Raw genomic sequence first — 15,658 nt, 5'->3', positions numbered from 1 at the left:
TTCAGCATCGCCGCCAAAGAGTCAATGGAGCAAGCAATGCACGGGACGCAGCCGGATAAACCTGTTGCGCTGTTACGGACATCGCTGACCCGCGCCGCCCTCGCGCTCGCGGTGATCGTCTGCGGATTGTCCCTGCGCTGGTACGGCTTTCCGCTCGGCCTGCCTGCCTTCGTCGTGAAATACGGCGGCTCGCTGCTGTGGGCGACGATGGTGTTTCTGCTGGTCGGGGTTCTGCTGCCGCGGCTCACCCCGACGCAGATTGCGGCCATCGCAGCGATGATCGCAGTCGTCGTGGAATTCTCCCGGCTGGTGCATGCGCCCTGGCTCGATACGTTCCGGCTGACGACAGCCGGCGCACTGCTGCTCGGCCGCATCTTCTCGCTGTGGAATTTGGTGGTGTATGCGGTTGGGATTGAGTTCGGCGTCTGGATCGATCGGCTGGTTCAGCTGCGTAGGGTGGGTTAGCCGAAGGCGTAACCCACCACTGTTTGTATCCGCGGAAACTGAAATGGTGGATTACGCTTCGCTAATCCACCCTACGAGACCGGCGCCGCGGCGATCAGCGCTCACTCCGCCAATTGAAACCGCTCGAAGCGATCGAGTTCGTCCTCGATCTTTTGCTTGAGCTCCTTGCGCCCCGCCGTCTTCTTGCCCTGCCCGACCCAGGTCCATTTCTGCATCAGCAGCTTCTTTGCCTGCCGGTCGGTCTTCAGATCGAGCGCGGCGACGATCTCGTCGCCGATCAGCACCGGCAGCGCAAAATAGCCGAGCTTGCGTTTGGCCTTCGGCACATAGGCCTCGAACAGGTGGTTGTAGCCGAAGATGAGACTGGTGCGCTTGCGCTGGATGATCAGCGGGTCGAACGGCGAGAGGATGTGGACGAGATCAGGCGAGACTACCTCACCGTTCGCCTCGAGCGTGGTCGGCGCCGCCCAATGCTCCTGCTTGCCGGCGCCGTCGATCACAACAGGCACGAGCTCGCCGCGGCGGACGCGGGAGGCGATCAGGCCGACCACCGCCTTCTTGCGCGGCGCGTCGAGGTGGCAGATCGAATCCAGACTCACCACGCCCTGCGACCGCAGCGCGCGGTCGAGCAGATAGGTCGTAATCTCCCTGGCTGAGGCTGGCCTGGGCAGTGTGTCCCAGCCGAAATGCCGCGTCATCAGCTCGTAGGTCTTGAGCATGCCCTGCCGCTCGCTGATGGTCACGGCGCCGGTATAGAAGGCGAGCTGCAACGCCCGCTTCGAGGGCTTGCGGCTCTGCCACAGATGCTCCTTCTCGGTGAGCACGTCGTCCTCGATGTCGCGGATCGTCAGCGGCGCGGCGCGCACCAGCCGCATCACCTTGCGCGTGTCGGCCGGCTTCACCGAGGCGAACCATTTGTGCCCTTCGCGGCGGTGCTCGCGCATCGCCGGCAGGAAGAAGCGGAAGTCGCCGGCGGGTACGTAGGAGAGCGCGTGGGTCCAATACTCAAACACGCTTCTGTCGACGCTCTGCGCGTGGCGCAGGTCGGCGCGGCGGTAGGACGGGATACGGCTGAACAGGATGTGGTGATGGCAGCGCTCGATGACGTTGATGGTGTCGATCTGCACATAGCCGAGATGAGCCACCGCGTCCGCGACGGCCCGAGCTCCGTCGCCGAACGGTGCGCGCTCATCCAGCCGCTGGGCATGCAGCCAGATCTGCCGGGCCTGTGTCGTGGTGAGGGGGAGCGGTCTGGGCGTGCGTGACATTGCGGGAAGCAATGTAGCGAGATTCGCGCCAAGAGAAAGGAGAAGAGAAAGGAGAAGAGAACGAAGACGGCAAAGGAGCGGTCAGAGAAAAACCGCGCTGCCAGCTGCTGACAGCGCGGCAGGATGGTGGCGCGCCTCGCGCCTACTTCATCATCATCGCCTTCTGCGACTTCATGTAGTGCATGCAGGCGCTCTTCATCTTGCCGTTGCTCATGTCCATGTTGGCCATGGCCATTTCCTTGTTCGCCGCCATTTTTGCCGGCGTGTCGGGTGTGCCGCCCATCGTGGCGGCGGTCTTCATCATGTTATCGCTGGTGCACGCCATCATCGCGGCGGACGCGGGCGAAAAAGCAAACGCGACAAAGGCTGCCGCGGTGAGCAAAGTCTTCATCGAAACGTCTCCTCAAGTAAAACGAAACCGGCGTCATGCCGGCCTTCGCAATTACGTATCTTCCAGCAGAGACGTTTCGTGGAGAAGACAATTTTCTTGCTGCGATGCAAAGACAGGCGTCTCAGCGGCCATCCTTCAACGCTTTCGGCCGGTCACCGAGGCTTCCGGTGGCGACATCCGGCTCGCACAAGGCCTTGCCGCGCGCCTCCGCCTGGCAGCGATAGACGCTACCGGTGAGGCGGTCGACCAGCCACACGTTCTCGTCGGTCGGCGCTTCAAGTCCGACATAGCGGGAGGTCAGCCCCGTGATCAGCGTCGACAGCAGGATCGCCACTGCGATCATGGCTGCACCGATATAGATGGGCATTGAGCTCAGGGACACTGTCCGATCCGGCGGGCCACTGCGATAGAACTGATAGTCTCGCTGATAGTCACTTGGCCTCGGCACTGGACGGAACTCGGCTCCTTCATTCGGCGATTGGCGGGGGCAAACGTCCTGCTAGGCGCGCATCTGGCCGATTTCTTGTTCACGGCCGGGCCGTGCGGCGACGGCTTTGCGACCATCGGCGTGCAAGGGTTTCCCGCACGCCTGCCGGCCCTCGCCGGCGCCGGAAGCTTCGGCCAGCCAGCTCCTCCGCGATACGGAGGGAATGAGCCTGCGCTCGCAGCGTGATTTCAATCACACCGGGGATTGCCGCTGCTTGAACCCACGCCGCGGAGCCTACGACGACTGCTATTGGTGTGATCGGTCCTGCCCCCCGGGGCGATCGCGAAACGCGCCGGTCCGATGCCAGAAGCGCCCGGGACTGCGCAAGGATGGGCCTGGAAGCGCTGTAGCCACCGTGACCAAGATCACATCAGGACCTTTGAACCTGCCCTATGCTCGCGGCATCAAATCGCTATCAGGCGTAACAGCGAGGATACGACAATGACCCGTTTTGATAAGTTCTTTGGACTGAAGGCGATAACTCTTTCCGCCGCGCTGTCGATGACGGCGGGCCTGGCTGTAGCCGGTGACAACAATGTCTCCACAGGCCAGATCCTGGATGCACTGAAGCCGAAGCCGGCGACCCGTGGCCTGTCCGCCGGTCCGCAGGCCGATCCGGCGGCGCAGGCCAAGGAATCGACATTCCTCAACACCGTGCGCAACCGCTCGACCCGTTCGCTCTCGACGGGTGAGCGCGAACAGATTGCCGAACTCGCCGCGACCAAGCCGAAGATCGATCTGGAAATCCAGTTCGACTACAACTCGGCCGACATCGCCAAGACCTCGATGCCCTCGGTGCAGGCGCTCGGCAAGGCGCTGTCCGATCCGGCGCTGAAGGGCTCGACCTTCGTGGTCGCCGGCCACACCGACGCGGTCGGTGGTGAAGAGTACAATCAAGGCCTCTCCGAGCGCCGCGCCGACACCATCAAGAAGTATCTGGTGCAGAACTACGGCCTCAACGGCACCGATCTCGTCACCGTCGGCTACGGCAAGACCAAGCTGAAGGATGCCGCCCACGGCGCCGACCCGGTCAACCGCCGCGTCCAGGTCGTGAACATGGACACCAAGACCGCGTCGAAATGATCTCGATTTGATCGCGACAGAAGGCTCGCCGCCTGCCGCCCCGGCAGGCGGCGATGTCATATCCAGCTCTGGAACAGCATCAGCCGGCTAAAGCTCCGCATCGACGTGCCGATGAAGGCCGCAGAGATCGGCAGCATGACCGCAAAGCCGATCGCGGCGACACCGACATAGGCCCACAGCAGCCAGCGCGGCAGGCCGTCCCGGCGCAGCACATAGACCAGCGCGAGCGACGCCGCGGTGGCGGCCGGCAGATAGTAGTAGATGAACCCGAGCGTGCGCGGCAGCAATGCCCAGGCGAGCCAGGGACCGAAATAGAACGCCGCGATCAGGAACGCATCCCAGCGGCGCAGCACGATGAAATCGCGCAGCACGAGCGCGAGTGCGAGCAGAGCCGGCCACAACACCAGCGGATTGCCGAGGAAGACGATTGCGGAGACGTTGTCCTCCGCGCTCTTGTCGAACAGGAACCACACCGGGCGCGCGAGCAGCGGCCAGGATGGCCACGCGCTCATATAAGTGTGTCCGGCGATCGCGGTCGTGGTGTTGTCGGCGAAGATCCGGCGCTGCGCCTCGATCAGATCCGGCAACGACACGCCGTAGAGCGGAACGAAAGCCGCAAGATACGTCATCGCCGGGAGGATGGCGAAGCAGAGCGCGACATGATGCAGCCTCAGGCCGGGCCACAGGTCCGGCCGGTACCAGTCGTCCGGCTTCGCGTCGGCGAACAGCGTGCGCCAGCCCTGCATCAGGCGGATCACCGCGACGATGACGATGCAGACGCCGAGTGGAAACAGGCCACTCCATTTGCAGGAAGCGGCCAGGCCGAACAGGCTGCCGGCGAGCGCGAACAGCGCCTGCGGCCGCTCCCGTCGAAAACCATGCATGAAGGCGGCGGTCGCGAGCAGACCGAAGCCGAGCGCAAAGATGTCGAGCATGGCGATGCGCGCCTGCACGTAGAGCATCTGGTTCAAGGCGGCGATCAGCGCCGCGGCGATCGCCGGCCCTTGCGCGGAGAACAGCGCGAGCCCGCACAGATAGATCGCGACGATCGCCAATGCGCCGAACAATGTTGCGGGATAACGCCAGCCGAACGCGTTGTCGCCGAAGGCCGCGATCGAGGCCGCGATCAGCTCCTTGGCGAGCGGCGGATGCATCGGATTGAGCATCGGCTGCGACATCGCCGGTGCCAACATCTGCCGCGCCGCCGGCACGTAGTGCACCTCGTCAAAGACGAACTTCTCCGGCGTCGCGAGGCCGATCAGCAGCGCGAGATGGGCAGCTAGGAAAATAGCGACAGCTACCACTGCGCTTCGCGACAATCTCGGAACTGCGGACCGTTCAAGCAGCTGCTGTGGGGATGTTTTGCGTGGCAAATTTGCGTCACCGCGGACAAAAATAGAGATCGCTGCTTTCATTGAACGCATTCCGCCGCGGCTGTCACTAAGCATAACGCACGTACCGCTCCGCTTGTGATAATTTCGCCACATCAGAAGCGCGCGCGATCCGGTACGATCAGGGACACATCGATCGGTTGCGAAATGAATTTCCGTTTCTGGCTTTTCCCCATCCTGTCGTCGGCCGCATTGTGCGCGGCGCCTGCTGCGCAGGCGCAGACGCGCGTCGGCGAAGCGGTCGTGATCCAGAACGAAGTGGTGCGCGTGGCCGCGGCCACCACGCCGATCAGTGTCGGCGACAGCATGCTGCGCGACGAGACCGTGCGCACCGGCTCCGACAGTGCCGCGCGCTTCGTGATGGCCGACAGCACCAATTTGTCGCTCGGCCCCAGCGCCACGCTCAAGCTCGACCGCACCGTCTTCAACGACGAGCACAGCTATCGCGACGTCGCGATCCGCATGACTACCGGCGCATTCCGTTTCGTCACCGGCCATTCCGAGAAGACCGCCTACAAGATCACGACGCCGCTTGCGACCATCGGTGTGCGCGGCACCACGCTCGACATCCTCTCGCAGCGCGGTCGCTCCGTCGTGGTGCTTCAGGACGGCGCGGCCAGCGTCTGCACGACGAGCTCACAATGCGTGCAGCTCACCCAGCCGGGCGACACCGCCATCATCACATCGACCGGCGGCAAGGTCTCGATCACCAAGACCAACACGCCGCCCTGGACCTTCGCCGCCAACTGCGCCGCAAGTGCCGGCCTGTGCGCGGTGAACCAATATGCCGGCGCCTCGCCGACCATCACGCCGGCCGTCCAGGACGACGGCATGCTGTGCGGACGCTGACGATGGCGAAATTCAACTTTCGGCTCTTCGCCCTCACCGGCCTGCTGACCGCGGCCGCTGCGCTGGCGTTTGTCGCGCTCGACATTCGTCCCGCCGCAGCTCAAGCGACCTGCGAAATCGGATGCGGCGAGCCGACGCCCTACCCGACCTATTCACCGTCTCCGACGCCGACATATTCTCCGTCGCCCTCACCCTCCCCTTCGCCGAGCCCCTATCCTTCCCCGTCGCCGAGTCCATATCCGTCGCCGAGCCCGACACCGACCGGGGCCGATTCCAGCGGCAATTCGATCGGCGGCCTCGCGGGCCAGCGCTTCAACCAGATGATCACCAACCGGGTGCTCGGCACGGTCCTGCTCGGCGTCAACGAGCAGGTCAATTGCAGCGACTGCATCAGCGCGTTCGGCTCGGCCGGCTCGTTCTCGGCCGGCATCCACGGCCGCAAGGAGCTCACCAACAATCTGTCGCTGCTCGCCGGCATCGCCTACACGCACTACAACGAGGGCGGCTACAAGATCACCGGCGCGCCGATCGGCGCCTTTGCCCTCCGCTACGACTTCACCGACTGGGGATCGTCACGTCTGTTCTTCGACGTCGGAACGATCCTGACGCCGTGGGAGAAGGCGCGCTACACCCGCAGCTACAATACCAGCCTCGGTCCTGTGAGCGTGACGAACTCGACGAACGCTTCGAACTACGCGGTCTACGGCCGCGCCGGCTGGATGAGCCGCGTCTCGCCGCGCGACGAGGTCGCAGCTTCGATCGAAGTCTGGCAGCTCTGGCAGCGCGTGTCCGGCTACAGCGACAATGCCGTGGCCTTCAACCCGTTCGACGCCACCATCGCGACCGGCACCGACCGTACCAGCCTGGTCAAGATCGGCGGCCAGTGGACGCATCTGTTCGGCAGCAACGTCGAGACCAACATCAATGGCGGCTGGGTGCAGTCGTTTGCGAGCCACAGCGGCATCGTCGCCACCGTGACCGGCGATGGCGTGGTGGTGCCGACCATGGGCAACCAGGGCTGGTTCGAATATGGCGGGCGGCTCGGCTTCCGCGTGCAGAAGGGCTGGGTCGTGGATCTCTTCGCCAACGGCACGCTGGGCCCGCAGCCCGTCGGCAACACCATCCACGGCGGCGTGGGCTTACGGATAAATTACTGAGGCAGCTTCGTAGGGTGGGCAAAGCGAACGCGTGCCCACCACTTCTCTCCACCGGAGTCGGATCGTGGGCACGGCGCAAGAGCACCTTTGCCCCCTACGGCACCCGTGTCGTCGTCACGCCGCCGACTTGCCCTCGAACGCGCGGCGCAGCACGTCGACATCCAGCTTCACCATCTTCATCATCGCCTGCATCGCGCGCGCGGCCGCTGCCCTGTCCGGGCTCGACAGGAATTCGAACATCACCTTCGGCACCACCTGCCAGGCCGCGCCCCAGCGATCCCGGAGCCAGCCGCATTGCTCTTCCTTGCCGCCATGGGCGAGGAACGCATTCCAGACGCTGTCGACCTGGGCCTGATCATCACAATGGATCATCAGCGAAATGGCATGGGTATATTCCATCTTCATCCCGCCGTTGAGCGCGACCAGCGGCTGACCGGCGACCGTGAACTCGACGACGAGCACGGAGCCTTCCTTGCCGGAGGGGCCGTCCGAAACATTGCGCTGAACGTGCGTGATCGCCGAGTTCGGCACGAGCGAGACATAGAACTTCGCGGCTTCCTCGGCATCGCCGTTGAACCACATGCAGGGTACGACCTTGGACATCGTGAATGCTCCTCGTTGGTTTAGCGTTCGACGGACTGGGATCAGGCATTCGCCATAGCGGGCTGCGGAGGGACAGCCGCCATGTCCAGCCAGTTCACACCCCACATGTGGCCATCCGGATCCTCGAAGCTGCGGCCGTACATGAAGCTGTATTCGTCCTTCGGGCTGGGATCGGCCACCCCGCCTGCCGCCTCTGCCTTGCCGACAATCGCGTCGACCTCGTTGCGGGTGTCGGCGGACAGGCAGAACAGCGCCTGATTCGAGGTCCTGGCATCTGCGATCGGCTTCGGCGTGAACTGGCGGAATTTGTCGTGGGTCGCCAGCATCACGTAGATGGCCTCGGAAAAGACCATGCAGCTCGCCGTGTCGTCGCTGAATTGCGGGTTCCGGGTCGCGCCGACCGCCTCATAGAAGGCGGTCGCACGTTTGAGGTCGGTCACGGGAAGATTGAGGAAAATCATCCTGGGCATCGGAAGCTCCTTGGGCGGGTTCTGCCCAAGGACGGATCGCCAGGGGGCCACCCGACACGGTTTCCGAATATTTTTTCACCCCCGGAGACGATCGCGCCTCCCACCGCGGGGCGGTCTTACTTCTTCTCGTTCGGATCCCGGTGGATGGGGTCGACCCACAGCACTGTCTCGGGCTTCTCGACCGGCTCGATGTCGAGGTTGATCGCCACTGCCTCGCCGTCGCTGCGCACCAGCACGCATTCCAGCACCTCGTCGGGACTGGCGTTGATCTCCTGGTGCGGCACGTAAGGCGGGACGAAGATGAAATCGCCGGGGCCGGCCTCCGCGGTGAATTGCAGGCTCTCGCCCCAGCGCATCCGCGCCTTGCCCTTCACCACGTAGATGACGCTTTCGAGATGGCCGTGATGGTGTGCGCCGGTCTTGGCATCCGGCTTGATGCTGACGGTGCCGGCCCACAATTTCTGGGCGCCGACGCGCGCGAAATTGATCGCGGCCGCGCGGTCCATGCCCGCCGTCGACGGCACGTTGGTATCGAGCTGGTTGCCGGGAATGACGCGCACGCCGTCATGTTTCCAGCGATCGTCGTGATCGTGGTCATGGTGGGAATGCGAATGGTCATGGCCGGTCATGGACTTGCTTTCTGTTGGTTCCGTGCGCGGCAAACTAACCCGAAGCCGCACCCGCGAGCCATACCAAAATCGGAACCCTCGTAGCTGCGGGACGTTGCCTTTGCGAGCAAAATGGAAGGAGAGTCTCATGGGTAGCACGACCGACAAGATCAAGGGTAACGCCAACGAGGCGATCGGCAAGGCCAAGCAGGGCATCGGTGAAGCCACCGGTTCCGAACGCATGAAGGGCGAAGGCGTGGTCCAGGAAGTGAAGGGCAAGGGCCAGCAGGCCATGGGCGATGCCAAGGACGCCGCAAAGGACGCGATCGATCGCGCAGCGGCAGGAGCAAAGCGCGCGACGGAATGACGCGCGGCATCTAAAAGCGAAAAGACCGGCCGAAAGGCCGGTCTTTTTTGTGTCTTGCTCTGTATCTCCGCGATGGCCGGGTCTCGTCCCGGCGATCCATCTTCGCCACGCGGAACGAAGAACGTGGATGCTCCGGGACGAGCCCGGGCATGACGTGGAGACGTCAGTTATTTCACCGCGAGCAATTCCACGTCGAACATCAGCGTCGCGTTCGGCGGGATCACGCCGCCGGCGCCGCGGGCACCGTAGCCGAGCTGCGGCGGGATGATCAGCGTGCGCTTGCCGCCGACCTTCATCGAGGCGACGCCCTCGTCCCAGCCGCCGATGACACGGCCCTTGCCGATCGGGAATTCGAACGGCTCCTTGCGATCGACGGAGCTATCGAATTTCTTGCCCTTCTGGCCGTTCTCATAGAGCCAGCCGGTATAGTGCATCACGCAGATCTGGCCGGGCTGCGGCGAGGCACCGGTGCCGACGGTGGAGTCGATGATCTGCAAGCCTGAAGCTGTGGTCATGGTCTTTCCTGCGGTCTGGGCCGAGGCCGTGGTGGAAACGAAATGCGACACGCCTGCGATCACCGTGATCGCGAGTGCCGACATCAGGGTGAGGAGCGCGCGCTGGAAACGCTGCATAAGGCACCTTCGGTTTGAGGCGGAAGGTGTCTAGCGCAACGCGGGTGCGGTTTCCACCCCTCACACCTCGATATTTTCCAGCCGGACCGGGAGCTTGCGGATGCGCTGACCGGTGGCGTGGCGGATCGCGTTGCAGATCGCGGCATTGGTGCCGACATTGGCGAGCTCGCCGAGGCCCTTCACGCCGACGGGATTGATGCGGTCATCCTGCTCGGAGAGCAAGATGACCTCGACTCCGGCGACGTCCGCATTCACGGGCACGAGGTAGTCGGCAAGATTGTCGTTGACGTAGCGCGCATTGCGCTCGTCGATTTCGGTGGCCTCCAGCAGTGCCGACGACATGCCCCAGATCAGTCCGCCCATCAGCTGGCTGCGCGCCGTGCGCGGATTCATGATCCTGCCCGCCGCAAACGCACCGACGAGGCGAGGACAGCGGATTTCGTGGGTGAAGCGATTGACACGGACCTCGACGAACTCGGCGCCGAATGCGTAGGCGATCTGGTCTTTCATGGCATGACCGCCGACGAGCCGCACCTGCCCGTTGTGCATGGCGCGGAAGGAATCCAGCGGCGCGCCTTCCGGCTTCCACTCGCCATATTCCTCGACGACGCCGACACCGAGCGCATCGAAGGCCTTCTCGATGTCGAGTGGACGATCGCCCTTCGCCGCCTGCGTGGCCGGTGTCTGGCCGAGACCAACGGTCTCCTTGGCCCGGTCGGTCAGGCTTTGAGCCGGCATCGCGGCCTTGAACAGGCGCTGGCGAATCTGGTCGCACACCATCATCACCGCCGAGCAGGTGCTCGCGGTCGAGTTCGAGCCGCCGGCAACCGGCGCCGGTGGCAGATCGCTGTCACCCATGAAGACCGCAACTTTCTCGAGGGGCACGCCGAGGCGCTCGGCCGCGGTCTGGGCGATGACCGTATAGGCACCGGTGCCGATCTCGTGGCCGGCGATCTCGACCCGGGTCCGGCCGTCGCGCTGCAGGCGCACGCGCGCGGCCGACGGCCCCATCTGCGTCGGATAGCAGGTCGCGGCACAGCCATAGCCGATCAGCCAGTCGCCGTCCGACATCGATTTCGGCTGCGGCGAGCGCTGCGCCCAGCCGAAGGCCTTGGCGGCCTCGTCGAAGCACGCCATCAGCGAGCGCGAGGTGTAGGGCTTGCCACCGATCGGCTCGTTGGTGGTGTCGTTGATGCGCCGAAGCTCGACCGGATCCATGTTCAGCTTAACCGCGAGCTCGTCCATCGCGCTCTCCAGCGCAAACAGATACGGCACCTCCGGCGGCGAGCGCATGAAGCCCGGCGTGTTGCGGTCGGCACGCACGATCGACACCAAGCTGTCGACGTTCGGGCAGGCATAGAGCCGCGTCGTCGTCTTGGTGCCGCCGACGCAATAGGCATCGGCGCGCGAGGAGACCTCGGCGCCCTCATGCCTCAAAGCCAGCAGCTTGCCGTCCCGGTTTGCGCCAAGCTTGATCTCCTGGCGCGTCTCGGCACGGTGGGTCGTAATGGTGAAACCCTGATCGCGGGTCGGGACCAGCTTGATCGGGCGGCCCAGGCGCTTGGCAATGCCGGCGATGATGGCGGTCCGCGGCGTCATCGAACCGCGCGAACCAAAGCCGCCGCCGACATAGGGATTGACCACGCGCACCTTGTCGGCGTCGATGCCGAGCTGCTCGGCGACGCCGTGCTTCAAGCCATAGACGAATTGACTGCCTTCGTAGATGACGAGATTGTCGCCCATCCAGGCGCAGCTCGTCGAAAACAGCTCCATCGGATTGTGATGCTGCGTCGGCGTGTCGTAGGCGGCGGTGAGCTTGACCTCGGCCGCATCGAATGCCTTGGCGAAATCGCCGACCGCGGGGTCTTCCTTGAACTGCGCGTTCTGGCCCTTTGCGGCAGCCGTGGTTGTTCCCGGCGAATCGAAGCTCGCGCTGGGCGCGGTGGCGGTGTAGCTGACCTTGACACGATTGGCGGCCTCGCGCGCGGCCTCGTAACTCTCCGCGACAACGACAGCGATAATCTGGCCGTCATGGGCGATCTCGGCCGACTTCAGCGGCTGGATCGTGGTTCCGGCATAGCCGCCATTGCTGAATAGCTTCGACTCCCTCAGCTTCGGGGCGTTCTCGTGGGTGACGATCTCGATTACGCCGCGGACACCCTTGGCCTCATCGAGATCGAAACGGTCGATGCGGCCCTTGGCAATCGCACTGGTGACCAGGAATGCATAGGCCGGATTATCCAGCGGCATGTCGGAGGCGTAGGTCGCCCGCCCCGTGACCTTTGCAGCCGCATCATAGCGCGGCACGGGCTGGCCCATATTCGCCTTGGGCGAGGGAGCTGCAGCGGTCATGATCAGATCTCCATCGTTACGGCCTGCTGGAGCGCGCGCGCCACCACGCGCTTGCCGAGCGCGATCTTGAAGCTGTTGTGCCGGCGGCCGCGGGCGTCTGCAAAAGCAGCATCAGCGACGCGTTGCGCCAGAGCTTCGTCGAACTTTTGTCCCTTCAGCAGCGCCTCCGCCTCGCGCGCCCGCCAGGGCATGGTGGCGACGCCGCCGAGCCCGACGCGCGCATCCCGGATCGTGCCCTCTTGCACGTCGAGCGCGATCGCAGCCGAGGACAGTGCGAACTCGTAGGATTGCCGGTCGCGCGCCTTGAGATACACCGAGCGAGGCCAGCGGCCCCGGATCGAAAAGGCCGAAATCAGCTCGCCGGGCTGAAGCGTTGTCTCGATGTCGGGGGAGTTCCCCGGCGCCTTGTGCAGCTCTGCGAACGGCATCGTGCGCGTGCCGGCCCTGCCCGTGATCTCGACCACGGCATCGAGGGCGATCAACGCCTGCGCGAAATCGCCGGGATAGGTCGCAATGCACTGATCTGACGTGCCGAGCACGGCATGCATGCGGTTGACGCCGTCCATGGCGGCGCAGCCTGAGCCGGGATTGCGCTTGTTGCAATTCTCGTAGGAGACGTCGCGGAAATAACTGCAGCGCGTCCGCTGCATCACGTTGCCGCCGAGCGTCGCCATGTTGCGCAACTGGGCGCTGGCGGCGAGCTTCAGGGAATTGGCGATCACCGGATAATTGCGCTGGATCTCGGCATGGGCGGCCACATCGGACATCTTTGCGAGTGCGCCGAGCCGCAAGCTGTCGCTGCCGGGCTCGATCGCCGACCAGGCGTGCGCGAGCGGATTGATATCGACGATCGCGGCGGGCCGCATCACGTCGAGCTTCATCAGATCGATCAGCGTGGTGCCGCCCGCAAGCGGCTGGGCTGTCGCCTGCGTCAACGGATTGCTGGCTGCCGCCGCGGCAGCGCTCAGCGCCTGCACGGCCATGTCGGGGTCTGTTGCCCGCTGATACGAAAAAGGTCGCATGCGCCTAGCCTTTCATGATCTCGGGCGCGGCCTGCTTCACGGCCGCGACGATGTTGGGATAGGCCGCGCAACGGCAGATGTTGCCGCTCATGTATTCGCGGATGTCGGCTTCGCTCCCGGCATGTCCCTCCTTGACGCAAGCCACGGCGGACATGATCTGGCCAGGCGTGCAATAGCCGCATTGGAACGCATCGTTGTCGACGAAAGCCTGCTGCATCGGGTGCAGGCGATCGTCGGTCGCCAGCCCCTCGATCGTCGTGATCTCCTGCCCTTCCGCCGCGAGCGCGAGCGTCAGGCACGACACCACCCGCCGATCGTCGATCAGCACCGTGCAGGCGCCGCACTGGCCGTGGTCGCAGCCTTTCTTGCTGCCGGTGAGCTTGAGGTGGTCGCGCAGCGCATCGAGCACCGTGGTGCGCGCGTCGATGCGCAGGCGCTTGTCCTTGCCGTTGACCCGCAGCGTGACGTCGACGGGAAGTGAGGGGTCCTGTGCAGCTGGGGCTTTGGCTTCCTCTGTGGCCGCGCGCGCGGTGATCGGGACGAGCGCACTGCCAGCTGCGCCGGCCATGAAGGCGCGCCGATCGAATGCTGATTGTTTGGAACTTGATGTGTCGGACATCGACGCCTCCGCCGCTTATCTGCAAAGCAGCGCACGCCTGCACCGCCCATCGCCCCTTAACCGGAAGCAATGAACTCTGTTCCGAACGAGAAAGGGCGACGCAGCAAATGCCGCGCCGCCCTTCGTCAACTTTTCCTGATCTTGCGCGCGGAACCGCGCGCGGCAGCACTCAATAGCCGAGCGCGCAGCCGTCCTTGCGCGGATCGGAGCCGCCGGTGAGCGTGCCCTTCTCCCAGTCGATCCAGATCGCCTGCGCACCACCGAGCGGGCCGACCACGCTGGTGGTCTTGTGGCCGAGCTTCTTCAGGCCCTCGACGATGTCAGCCGGCACGCTGTCCTCGAGCTGATACTGGCCCTCGTAATGCAGGCCGCGCGGCATGTCGATCGCCTCCTGCACATCGCAGCCATAGTCGAGGATGTTGGTCACGACGCGGGTCTGGCCGACCGGCTGGTACTGCCCGCCCATCACCGCGAACGGCATCACGGAGCGGCCGCCCTTGGTGAGCAGGCTCGGCATGATCGTGTGCAGCGGCCGCTTGCCGCCGGCGATGCAGTTGGGATGGCCGGGCTGGATGCGGAAGCCGCCGGCGCGGTTCTGGAACAGGACTCCGGTCTTGTTCGAGACGATCGCCGAGCCGAAGGAATGCGCGATCGAATTGATGAACGAGCAGACGTTGCGGTCCTTGTCCACGACGGTGATGTAGATCGTCGACGGATTCATCGGCGGTGCGACGTTCGGCAGGTCGAGCATGCCGTCCATGCGGATCTTGGCGATGTGCTCGTCGCAGAATTCCTTGGCGAGGATCCTGGCGACCTCGACCTGCATGTGGTCGGGATCGGCGACGTGCAGCTCGCGGTGCATGTACGCGATGCGCGCGGCCTCAGCTTCGAGATGGAAACGCTCGATGCTGAGCGGCGCGTATTTCGTCAGGTCGAACCGCGACAGGATATTCAGCATCAGCAGCATGGTGAGGCCGGGTCCGTTCGGCGGGCACTGCCAGACGTCGTAGCCCTTGTACACGGTGCCGATCGGCGTCGTCGTCTCGGTGGTGTGCGCGGCGAAATCGTCGAGCGTGTGCAGGCCGCCGATGCCCCTGAGGGTCTCGACCATGTCTTCGGCAATCGGGCCCTTGTAGAAGGCGTCGCGGCCGTCCTTGGCGATCGCGCGCAGGGTCTTGCCGAGCTCGGCCTGGCGGATGACGTCGCCGGCCACCGGCGGCTTGCCGCCCGGCAACAGGTAACGCACGGTGTTGGTACCGCCCTTCAGCTTCTCGAACTGGTTCTTCCAGTCGAAGGCGATGCGGGGGGCGACGACGTAGCCTTCCTCGGCTGCCTTGATCGCGGGCTGGAGCAGCCGGTCGAAGCCGAACTTGCCATGGTCGCGCAAGACGGTCGCGAAGGCATCGACCACGCCGGGGATCGAGACCGCATGCGCCGAGGTCAGCGGCACCGAGTTGATCTTGCGCTCCAGGTACCAGTCGGCGTTCGCCGCCTTCGGGGCACGGCCGGAGCCATTATAGGCGATGATCTTGCCCTCGCCGCGCGGCTGGATCAGCGCAAAGCAGTCGCCGCCGATGCCGGTCGATTGCGGCTCGATCACGCCAAGCAGGGCCGAACCCGCTACCGCCGCGTCCACCGCGGTGCCCCCTTCGCGCAACACCTCGATCGCGGCGAGCGAGGCCTGCGGATGCGAGGTCGCCACCATCGCGTTGGTGGCGTGGACCGTGGACCTGCCTGGGAAATGAAAGTTTCTCATCGAATTCTTGCTCTCTTGGGCCCGTGGCGCGGATGGCGCGCCATCTCGGAAAAAACCGGGGTTACATGACACATTCCGGCCCGCCGGGGCAATGCTGGCATACCAGGGAAATGGCAGCCATCCGCTGAGCGAATAGAC

General features: G+C 64.6%; 17 protein-coding genes. 5 read left to right on the top strand and 12 right to left on the bottom strand.

Features of this window, described 5'->3' with window-relative positions; translation table 11 throughout:
* Window positions 1-36 precede the first annotated feature (36 nt).
* Window positions 37-465, top strand: a complete 429-nt coding sequence (locus XI03_RS34305) for a ribosomal maturation YjgA family protein (protein ID WP_271594622.1) — start codon at window positions 37-39, stop codon at window positions 463-465.
* 101 nt (window positions 466-566) lie between these two features.
* On the opposite strand, the gene XI03_RS34300 is transcribed toward XI03_RS34305, so the two are convergent.
* The 3 genes from XI03_RS34300 to XI03_RS34290 all read right to left on the bottom strand — a co-directional run bounded on the left by XI03_RS34300 (window position 567) and on the right by XI03_RS34290 (window position 2,491).
* The gene (locus XI03_RS34300; protein WP_271594576.1) at window positions 567-1,733 is read right to left on the bottom strand and encodes a winged helix-turn-helix domain-containing protein; all 1,167 of its coding nucleotides are present in this window, start codon (window positions 1,731-1,733) and stop codon (window positions 567-569) included.
* 142 nt (window positions 1,734-1,875) lie between these two features.
* On the bottom strand, window positions 1,876-2,124 hold the full coding sequence (locus tag XI03_RS34295) for a hypothetical protein (protein WP_212249230.1): 249 nt from the start codon (window positions 2,122-2,124) through the stop codon (window positions 1,876-1,878).
* 121 nt (window positions 2,125-2,245) lie between these two features.
* Window positions 2,246-2,491: a hypothetical protein gene (locus XI03_RS34290; protein WP_271594575.1), complete on the bottom strand. Its 246-nt coding sequence runs from the start codon at window positions 2,489-2,491 to the stop codon at window positions 2,246-2,248.
* Window positions 2,492-3,052: 561 nt separating this feature from the next.
* Between XI03_RS34290 and XI03_RS34285 the strand changes: the two genes are divergently transcribed.
* A complete protein-coding gene (locus XI03_RS34285) occupies window positions 3,053-3,694 on the top strand; it encodes an OmpA family protein (RefSeq protein WP_271594574.1) in 642 nt (213 codons plus the stop codon).
* Between the two features lie 56 nt (window positions 3,695-3,750).
* Here XI03_RS34285 and XI03_RS34280 read toward each other — a convergent pair whose 3' ends face one another.
* A complete protein-coding gene (locus tag XI03_RS34280; RefSeq protein ID WP_271594573.1) occupies window positions 3,751-5,181 on the bottom strand; it encodes a phospholipid carrier-dependent glycosyltransferase in 1,431 nt (476 codons plus the stop codon).
* A gap of 51 nt (window positions 5,182-5,232) precedes the next feature.
* On the opposite strand from XI03_RS34280, the gene XI03_RS34275 reads away from it, so the two are divergent.
* Window positions 5,233-5,934 (top strand): FecR family protein, encoded by a 702-nt coding sequence (locus XI03_RS34275; RefSeq protein ID WP_271594572.1) that lies wholly within the window; start codon window positions 5,233-5,235, stop codon window positions 5,932-5,934.
* Between the two features lie 2 nt (window positions 5,935-5,936).
* Window positions 5,937-7,091 (top strand): hypothetical protein, encoded by a 1,155-nt coding sequence (locus XI03_RS34270; RefSeq protein ID WP_271594571.1) that lies wholly within the window; start codon window positions 5,937-5,939, stop codon window positions 7,089-7,091.
* A gap of 114 nt (window positions 7,092-7,205) precedes the next feature.
* Here XI03_RS34270 and XI03_RS34265 read toward each other — a convergent pair whose 3' ends face one another.
* The 3 genes from XI03_RS34265 to XI03_RS34255 all read right to left on the bottom strand — a co-directional run bounded on the left by XI03_RS34265 (window position 7,206) and on the right by XI03_RS34255 (window position 8,793).
* Window positions 7,206-7,694 (bottom strand): VOC family protein, encoded by a 489-nt coding sequence (locus tag XI03_RS34265; protein ID WP_271594570.1) that lies wholly within the window; start codon window positions 7,692-7,694, stop codon window positions 7,206-7,208.
* A 41-nt stretch (window positions 7,695-7,735) separates the two neighbouring features.
* Window positions 7,736-8,164, bottom strand: coding sequence for a VOC family protein (locus tag XI03_RS34260; RefSeq protein WP_091956138.1), 429 nt, complete (start codon window positions 8,162-8,164; stop codon window positions 7,736-7,738).
* Between the two features lie 116 nt (window positions 8,165-8,280).
* Window positions 8,281-8,793, bottom strand: a complete 513-nt coding sequence (locus tag XI03_RS34255; protein ID WP_007606929.1) for a cupin domain-containing protein — start codon at window positions 8,791-8,793, stop codon at window positions 8,281-8,283.
* A 127-nt stretch (window positions 8,794-8,920) separates the two neighbouring features.
* Here XI03_RS34255 and XI03_RS34250 point away from each other — a divergent pair, with 127 nt between their 5' ends.
* Window positions 8,921-9,139: a CsbD family protein gene (locus XI03_RS34250; protein WP_026202894.1), complete on the top strand. Its 219-nt coding sequence runs from the start codon at window positions 8,921-8,923 to the stop codon at window positions 9,137-9,139.
* Window positions 9,140-9,306: 167 nt separating this feature from the next.
* Here XI03_RS34250 and XI03_RS34245 read toward each other — a convergent pair whose 3' ends face one another.
* The 5 genes from XI03_RS34245 to ggt form a co-directional block, all read right to left on the bottom strand.
* The gene (locus XI03_RS34245) at window positions 9,307-9,771 is read right to left on the bottom strand and encodes an FKBP-type peptidyl-prolyl cis-trans isomerase (RefSeq protein WP_028141767.1); all 465 of its coding nucleotides are present in this window, start codon (window positions 9,769-9,771) and stop codon (window positions 9,307-9,309) included.
* A gap of 60 nt (window positions 9,772-9,831) precedes the next feature.
* Window positions 9,832-12,123 carry a xanthine dehydrogenase family protein molybdopterin-binding subunit gene (locus XI03_RS34240; protein WP_271594569.1) on the bottom strand — a complete coding sequence of 764 codons (2,292 nt, stop codon included), beginning with the start codon at window positions 12,121-12,123 and terminating at the stop codon, window positions 9,832-9,834.
* A gap of 2 nt (window positions 12,124-12,125) precedes the next feature.
* A complete protein-coding gene (locus XI03_RS34235; RefSeq protein ID WP_271594568.1) occupies window positions 12,126-13,145 on the bottom strand; it encodes an FAD binding domain-containing protein in 1,020 nt (339 codons plus the stop codon).
* A 4-nt stretch (window positions 13,146-13,149) separates the two neighbouring features.
* Window positions 13,150-13,764 (bottom strand): (2Fe-2S)-binding protein, encoded by a 615-nt coding sequence (locus XI03_RS34230; RefSeq protein ID WP_028141770.1) that lies wholly within the window; start codon window positions 13,762-13,764, stop codon window positions 13,150-13,152.
* Between the two features lie 169 nt (window positions 13,765-13,933).
* The gene (gene ggt, locus XI03_RS34225; protein ID WP_271594567.1) at window positions 13,934-15,520 is read right to left on the bottom strand and encodes a gamma-glutamyltransferase; all 1,587 of its coding nucleotides are present in this window, start codon (window positions 15,518-15,520) and stop codon (window positions 13,934-13,936) included.
* Window positions 15,521-15,658: the final 138 nt, after the last annotated feature.

Origin of the sequence: Bradyrhizobium sp. CCBAU 65884, assembly GCF_028128835.1 — a bacterium.
GTDB lineage: Bacteria > Pseudomonadota > Alphaproteobacteria > Rhizobiales > Xanthobacteraceae > Bradyrhizobium > Bradyrhizobium ottawaense.
The sequence above is the reverse complement of the archived record's forward strand: the minus strand, read 5'-3'. Positions and strand labels throughout refer to the sequence as shown.